This window comes from Flavihumibacter sp. CACIAM 22H1, from assembly GCF_001601815.1.
Lineage (GTDB): Bacteria > Bacteroidota > Bacteroidia > Chitinophagales > Chitinophagaceae > Flavihumibacter.
On the sequence record NZ_LUKG01000039.1, the window covers coordinates 34,291 to 41,144 of the forward strand.

Annotated in this window: 8 protein-coding genes; 5 read left to right on the forward strand and 3 right to left on the reverse strand. The window is 45.9% G+C overall.

The genetic code is table 11. The features are described 5' to 3' along the window. The 4 genes from A1D16_RS12155 to accC all read left to right on the forward strand — a co-directional run. Positions 1-756, forward strand: a 756-nt coding sequence (locus A1D16_RS12155) for a TonB-dependent receptor plug domain-containing protein (RefSeq protein WP_290709820.1), incomplete at its 5' end; no start/stop codon positions are given. Positions 757-841: 85 nt separating this feature from the next. Then, positions 842-1,408 carry an elongation factor P gene (gene efp, locus A1D16_RS12160; RefSeq protein ID WP_290709822.1) on the forward strand — a complete coding sequence of 189 codons (567 nt, stop codon included), beginning with the start codon at positions 842-844 and terminating at the stop codon, positions 1,406-1,408. Positions 1,409-1,502: 94 nt separating this feature from the next. Next, positions 1,503-1,997, forward strand: coding sequence for an acetyl-CoA carboxylase biotin carboxyl carrier protein (accB, locus tag A1D16_RS12165; RefSeq protein ID WP_290709824.1), 495 nt, complete (start codon positions 1,503-1,505; stop codon positions 1,995-1,997). 20 nt (positions 1,998-2,017) lie between these two features. Next, positions 2,018-3,355, forward strand: coding sequence for an acetyl-CoA carboxylase biotin carboxylase subunit (gene accC / locus A1D16_RS12170; RefSeq protein ID WP_290709826.1), 1,338 nt, complete (start codon positions 2,018-2,020; stop codon positions 3,353-3,355). A gap of 56 nt (positions 3,356-3,411) precedes the next feature. Here the strand turns inward: accC and hxpB are convergent, their stop codons facing one another. Next, complete coding sequence (hxpB, locus tag A1D16_RS12175) at positions 3,412-4,074, reverse strand: hexitol phosphatase HxpB (protein WP_290709828.1); 663 nt, start codon at positions 4,072-4,074, stop codon at positions 3,412-3,414. Between the two features lie 93 nt (positions 4,075-4,167). Between hxpB and A1D16_RS12180 the strand changes: the two genes are divergently transcribed. Further along, the gene (locus A1D16_RS12180; RefSeq protein WP_290709830.1) at positions 4,168-4,956 is read left to right on the forward strand and encodes a lysophospholipid acyltransferase family protein; all 789 of its coding nucleotides are present in this window, start codon (positions 4,168-4,170) and stop codon (positions 4,954-4,956) included. Between the two features lie 42 nt (positions 4,957-4,998). Here A1D16_RS12180 and A1D16_RS12185 read toward each other — a convergent pair whose 3' ends face one another. Both A1D16_RS12185 and A1D16_RS12190 read right to left on the reverse strand, forming a co-directional pair. Beyond that, the gene (locus A1D16_RS12185) at positions 4,999-5,514 is read right to left on the reverse strand and encodes an acyl-CoA thioesterase (RefSeq protein ID WP_290709832.1); all 516 of its coding nucleotides are present in this window, start codon (positions 5,512-5,514) and stop codon (positions 4,999-5,001) included. A 72-nt stretch (positions 5,515-5,586) separates the two neighbouring features. Next, entirely contained in the window at positions 5,587-6,690 is a 1,104-nt protein-coding gene (locus A1D16_RS12190) for a mandelate racemase/muconate lactonizing enzyme family protein (protein WP_290709834.1), read from the reverse strand. Between the last annotated feature and the right edge of the window lie 164 nt (positions 6,691-6,854).

The following is a 6,854-nucleotide window of genomic DNA, read 5'->3' on the forward strand; positions in this document are numbered from 1 at the left end:
AAAAACCGGATCGTCCAGGTAACGGTACTGGATAAGAATAAAAAGCCGGTTAAAACCATGTCAATGGCAGAGTTTGACGAGAAAAAAGACAGCTACGAAAAAATGTATGGCGAACTGGCACCTCCTCCGCCTCCTCCGCCACCCCCACCTGCTCCTGGAAAACCTGCCAAAGTAAAGGGTAGTCTGCCACCGCCGCCGCCACCACCTCCGGCTCAAAGCATTGCTCCACCGCCGCCCCCCCCGGCACCTTCAGCTCCAGACGAAGAAGAACTGGCGTTAGTGGCGGAAAGTAATTCGATCCAGATCACAGGCTCGGTGGCCGGGCAGGATCCGCTTTACTTTGTGGATGGAAAAGAATGGGATAAAGCCGATGTTTCGCTGATTGATCCGAAGCGCATAAAGGCAATCAATGTGTTGAAAAACGCCAGTGCTACCTCCAAATACGGAGAAAGAGGCATCCATGGGGTGATACAGATCGAAACAAAAAGGGGCGCAGCGGACAGCGCACCAGTGGAGCTGGATCTGAACAGGAAAAATCCACAGGAACCCATTACCGTAATCGGCTATGCTAAGCCAGCAGGAGGGGTACCACCCCTGTATATTGTGGACGGGAAAGAACTCTCAGGGGAGGAATTCAAAAAGATAAAGCCGGAAAATATTGAATCACTGACCGTTTGGAAAGATAAAAAAGCCATTGAAAAATACGGGGAAAAAGGGCAAAACGGCGTATTGGTAGTGGTTCTGAAAAAACAGTAAACAGGTAAAAAATTGCGTGCTTTTAATGAATTGCAGTAGTTTTGCTCCCTCATTATTAGAATTTAGCAGAAAACTGTAATTTTTTATGGCAAATACCTCCGATATCAGCCGTGGCCTGATAATCAAACTCGACGGGAGCCTTTATAAAATCGTTGAGTTTGGAGAAAACAAAACCGCGCGGGCAGCCGCTAAAGTATGGGCGAAGCTGAAAGGTGTGGATAATAACCGTTCCATCGAGCAAACCTGGAACAGTGGTGATACCATTTACCCGATCCGTGTAGAAAGAAAAAATTTCCAGTTCCTTTATAAGGACGATAGCGGGTATAATTTTATGGACAATGAAACCTTTGAGCAGATTGTAGCCCAGGAATCACTGGTAGACGCTCCTCAGTTTCTGAAAGACGGGCAGGAAGTATCTGTGTTGGTGAACACAGAAACAGAATTGCCCATGAGCATTGAACTGCCGGATAAAATTGTATTAAAAGTTACCTATAGCGAGCCTGGCATGAAAGGAGATACGGCAACCCGTACGCTGAAACCAGCAACCGTTGAAACAGGTGCTACCGTAATGGTTCCTCTTTTTGTAAACGAAGGCGAGCTGATTCGGGTAAATACCAAAACAGGCGATTACGTAGAACGCGTAAAAGAGTAATTTTTTTCGGTTAAAGAAGTTAGTGCCCCTCTGCGGAGGGGCATTTTCCTTATCTTAGCCGCCTAAATTGATCACCAACTGTAAACTCAGTACAATGGATTTTAAACAAATTCAGGAGTTGATCCGATTGATCAACAAATCGAACATCGGTGAACTGACGATTGAAGAGAAAGGTTTTAAGGTTACCATCAAGCAAAAGCAAGACACAATCCAGCAAGTGGTTTCAGCCCCCATGTATGCACCGGCAGCCCCGGTTGCACAGGCACCTGTAGCGCCCCCGGCACAGGCACCTGTAGCTTCTACTGGTGGTGGTGAAAAAGCCAAAGCACCGGAGGCCGCTGCTTCCAATCTGATAACGATTAAAAGTCCGATGATCGGTACTTTCTATCGTCGTGCATCGCCCGACAAGCCGCTTTTTGTAGAAGTGGGCGAAGAAATTACCCCTGGTAAAGTGGTATGTATTATCGAAGCCATGAAGCTCTTTAATGAAATCGAGAGCGAAATAAAAGGTAAAGTAGTGAAGGTGCTGGTAGAAGACGCATCTCCGGTTGAATACGACCAGCCTTTATTTCTGGTAGAACCAGCTTAATGCATTAATTCTTTCCGAAGATGTTTAAAAAAGTATTAATCGCCAATCGCGGTGAGATTGCGCTTCGGGTTATTCGTACCTGTCGGGAGATGGGTATCAAAACCATTGCGGTTTACTCTACTGCTGATAAAGATAGTTTGCACGTAAAATTTGCCGATGAGGCAGTATGTATCGGTCGTCCGCAGGGCGCTGATTCATACCTGAATATCCCTCACCTGATGGCTGCTGCAGAAATTACCAATGCAGATGCCATTCACCCGGGGTATGGGTTTCTGGCTGAAAATGCCCGTTTTGCCGAAATCTGTGGAGAGCATGGTATCAAATTTATCGGTCCACAGCCCGACCAGATCCGGTCAATGGGGGATAAAATCACCGCCAAGGAAACCATGATCAAAGCGGGTGTTCCTGTAATCCCGGGTTCTGAAGGCTTACTCGATAGCCTCGATCAGGCTTATACGGTAGCGCAGGATATGGGCTACCCGGTTATTATCAAAGCTACGGCCGGTGGTGGTGGTAAAGGTATGCGGGTCGTTTGGCAGAAAGAAGAAATGGAGCGGGCGTATAATACCGCTAAAGCAGAGGCTTTGGCATCCTTCAAAAACGATGGGATCTACATGGAGAAATTCGTGGAAGAACCCCGCCATATCGAAATCCAGGTTGCTGGCGACCGGTACGGAAAAGTATGCCACCTCAGTGAGCGCGACTGTTCTATTCAACGGCGACACCAGAAGCTGGTGGAGGAATCACCCTCCCCTTTTATGACGCCGGAACTTCGCCAGGCAATGGGAGAAGCTGCTAAAAAAGCGGCATCCGCTATCAACTACGAAGGAGTTGGAACGATCGAATTCCTGGTTGATAAACACCGGAACTTCTATTTTATGGAGATGAATACCCGTATTCAGGTAGAACATTGTGTAACTGAAGAAGTGATCAATTTCGATCTGATTAAAGAGCAAATAAAAATTGCTATGGGGGAATCCATCAGCGGAAGAGATTATGAACCCCAGATGCATGCCATCGAATGCCGGATCAATGCGGAAGATCCTTACAATGATTTTCGGCCTAGTCCAGGTAAAATTACGGTATTGCATACCCCCGGCGGACATGGGGTGCGGGTAGACAGCCACGTTTATGCCGGCTATACCATTCCTCCTTACTATGATTCTATGATCGGGAAACTGATTACGGTTGCGCGTACCCGCGATGAAGCCATCAATACCATGTACCGCGCCTTAAGCGAATACGTTATTGAAGGCGTTAAAACAACCATTCCTTTCCACCTTCAGCTCATGCAGAACGAAGACTTCCGTAAAGGTAACTTTACCACCAAGTTTTTGGAGACGTTTAAGATGAAGTGATGAAATACAGAAAAACGTGCACGGTGATCAGTACCTGATATGCCGTGCACGTTTTTTTATTTCCAAATTGCATGTAATAATAACTCGTTGAAATTTCCCAGCGATCCGAGTTTCAGATCAGCTGCCCCCCATTTGGGCTGGTTAAAAACCTCTGGGGCGGGTACCACCACACATTTCATTTTTGCCGCTTTTGCTGCAATCAATCCATTGAAAGAATCTTCAAAAACCAGGCAATGACTGGTTTTAACCTGCAGCCTGGCGGCACAATTTATAAATACTTCCGGATGCGGTTTTCCATAGGCAAGCGTACCTGCTGAACTTGTTTCTTCAATATAGGTACCGATCCCCAGTTTATCAATAACAAGGTCGATCAGCCGTTGTGGAGAAGAAGAGGCAATCCCAATCCGGTACCCTTGTTTTCTGAAAAAATCAAGAATAAACGGAACTCCGGGAAGCGCCTGCGCCCGTAACTTTATTTTTTCCATGGCGGCTTCTTCAATCCTTGAAATAGCCAACGGGGCATAACTGGTATCCACCTGGAAATAGGTGAACCAGTGGTCGATCCATTCCGGCGTTCTTAGGCCGGTGCTGCTGTGGTATTGCTGATCCGTTAGCTTTACACCATAGGTGGAAAGGGTTTCTATTCCTGCTTCCTGCCATAAGGGTTCGGAGTCAATCAATAAACCATCCATATCAAAAATTACGGCATTCTGAGACATGCGCAAATATACGGAGCAGGGGTTTGATAATAAGGTTATTCTATTGCCAAATCCTTATATTGCAATCGGTTAGAACTCACCCAATTTGAATGCATGAGCGAATTGATTGACCGATTGAAGCAACTTAGACTGGTACGGAAACTAGTGTATGCAGTAGTAGGATTTGTTTCATATCCCGGACTGGTTTTGTTTAATAAAATAAAAATTACCGGAACAGAACATATTCAAAACCTGCCCCGGAAGAACGTGCTCTTTGTGAGTAATCACCAGACCTATTTTGCCGATGTAATAACCTTCCTGCATATTTTTTGTGCCGTTAAATGGGGAAAGCAAAATAAACTGGGTATACCTTATTACCTGTTGAACCCCTTTACCAACGTCTATTATGTAGCGGCTGAAGAAACCATGAAAGGAAGCCTGATCAGTAAATTTTTTATCCTTGCAGGTGGGCTAACTGTAAAGCGTACCTGGAGAACAGGTGCTACCGAAGTGCGGCGGGGACTGGATCCTTCAGATACCCGAAAAATTGAGCGGGCACTGAACACAAGCTGGGTAATTACCTTTCCCCAGGGCACCACAAAACCCTATGCACCCGGAAGAAAAGGAACAGCGCTGATTATTAAAAAAAATCACCCGATTGTTGTACCCGTGGTCATAAATGGTTTCTGGAGAGCATTCACCAAAAAAGGGCTGAGTTTCAAAAAAACAGGCTCCCTGCTTACCGTTCGGTTTAAAGAACCCATGCAGATCGATTACGAAGCTTCAACAGACCAGATACTTGACCAGGTAATGGATGCCATTGAACAAAGCAAAAAATACATGATGAAGGTTCCGCACCTGGCTGCTAATGAGCAGGAAAAGGAAGCTCGCAAAAAAAACTGAGTACCTTTTTATAAAAAGTACTCAGTAAAAAAATCAAAGGGCTTATCCCTCGCTGAAGAGTGCTTTCAGTTCTGTAGCATCCGCGGCTTTCATTTTACCCCCCAGAATTAACCTTAACTGCCGGCGCCTGAGTGCCCCATCAAACAGCTTTTTTTCCGCTTCGGTTTCCGGTTCAAGTACGGGCACGGGCCTTGGTTTGCGATTCGGATCCAGGGCTACAAAGGTATAGTAGGCTTCATTGCTTTTGTAACGGTACTGGTGCGTCAGGTCTTCTCCCCAAACACTTAAATGAATTTCCATAGAAGAGTTGAAGGAGCGGGTAACCCTTGCTTCTATATGTACTACATTCCCCAATTTTATCGGAGATTCGAAGGAGATATTATCTACCGAGGCGGTAACTACCGGTGCATTACAATGTTTGCCGGCAGCCAGTGCTGCTGCAATATCCATCCAGTACATTAAGCGGCCACCCATGAGGTTACCAAATACATTGGTGTCATTAGGTAAAACGAGCTCGGTCATAGTAACCTGGCTGTCTGCGGGCTTTTTCTTTTGCATGGCCGCAAGCTACGCCAGTTTGCCAATATCCGTACCAAAATTTGCTTAAAAATTGCCCGATAGGGTGTTGCTTTAGCCGATCCGGCAGTGCTCAAGCCCGGTAAGGTATTCTTCCTTTACATCGGCGCCTAGTCCGTTTCCATCCGGTAATTCAACATAATACCCATTGTACCGGATACCCCCGGTTACCGGGTCTTCCAGGTGCCCCATTAAACAGGTGTCCATATCGTAAAACCGTACATTGGAATAGGCTGTGGCAAAATGTGCAAAGGCCGATAAAGCCAGCCTGCTCTCCAGCATACCACCCATCATACAGGCAATGCCTCTTTCCTCACAGGCTTTATTAATTGCAATAGCCTCCAATAGGCCGCTGCTTTTTGAAAACTTGATATTTACATAACTGCAGCCACCTGATTCAATTACCCTTATGGCATCGCGGTGGTCGAAAACAGATTCATCCGCCATAATCGGAACAGGTGAAATAGTTTTTAGTTGCGGCGCCAATGCGTCGTTATAGGTGCGCATGGGCTGCTCACAAAACTGGATATCGAGCTCCTTCATAGCCGTTAATGCCTGTACGGCTCCGTCAAATTCCCACCCCTGGTTGGCATCTATGCGGAGTAGAATCTCCTTGCCAACAGCCTCCCGAATAGCTTTTACTCTTGCTATATCTGTTGCGGGCTCTTTCCCAAGTTTAATTTTGATGATGCGTACGCCGTTGGCTACATAATCAGCGGCTTTTGCCGCCATTTTTTCTATACTGTCTATGCCAATGGTAAGGTCGGTTTCCAGTTGTATTTTTTCCTGTCCACCCAAAAATTTATACAATGGCAGTTTTGCTGCTTTGGCCGCTATATCATAAATGGCCATATCAAAGGCACTTTTTGCGGTGGAATTACGGGCGGTAAATAAATGTAATTCCTGCATACGATCTTCTATGGCTAATGGATCTTTACCTTTCCATAAAGCTGCAAAATCCTGTGCCATGGCAAAACAGGTAGACTGTGTTTCTCCCACAATCATCGGAAAGGCAGAGCATTCTCCCACGCCATAAAAACCTGCGTCTGTATGTACCCGGATAAAAATATTCTGTGCAAACTTCATGGTGCCGGTAGCAATGGTAAACGGAACCATGGGAATACTGTACCGGTAGATATCAATATGTGTTATGACCATAGTCAAAAGTAGGACCAAATTGAACTATGTCAATTATTTCAACTGGATTTCTGCTTTCTTCCAAAAATTGAAAAAGGAAGGGGGCGCCTGTTTGATTGCCGGAAACAACCAGGGGTAGGGCTCTTTTATTCCCGGATAATGGCTGGTAAGCGGATGTTCTATTG

Coding starts and splice junctions, on each gene's coding strand:
- A1D16_RS12180 (WP_290709830.1), top strand. CDS start 4,168: ATGAGCGAATTGATTGACCGATTGAAGCAACTTAGACTGGTACGGAAA.
- accC (WP_290709826.1), top strand. CDS start 2,018: ATGTTTAAAAAAGTATTAATCGCCAATCGCGGTGAGATTGCGCTTCGG.
- efp (WP_290709822.1), top strand. CDS start 842: ATGGCAAATACCTCCGATATCAGCCGTGGCCTGATAATCAAACTCGAC.
- A1D16_RS12185 (WP_290709832.1), bottom strand. CDS start 5,514: ATGCAAAAGAAAAAGCCCGCAGACAGCCAGGTTACTATGACCGAGCTC.
- accB (WP_290709824.1), top strand. CDS start 1,503: ATGGATTTTAAACAAATTCAGGAGTTGATCCGATTGATCAACAAATCG.
- hxpB (WP_290709828.1), bottom strand. CDS start 4,074: ATGTCTCAGAATGCCGTAATTTTTGATATGGATGGTTTATTGATTGAC.
- A1D16_RS12190 (WP_290709834.1), bottom strand. CDS start 6,690: ATGGTCATAACACATATTGATATCTACCGGTACAGTATTCCCATGGTT.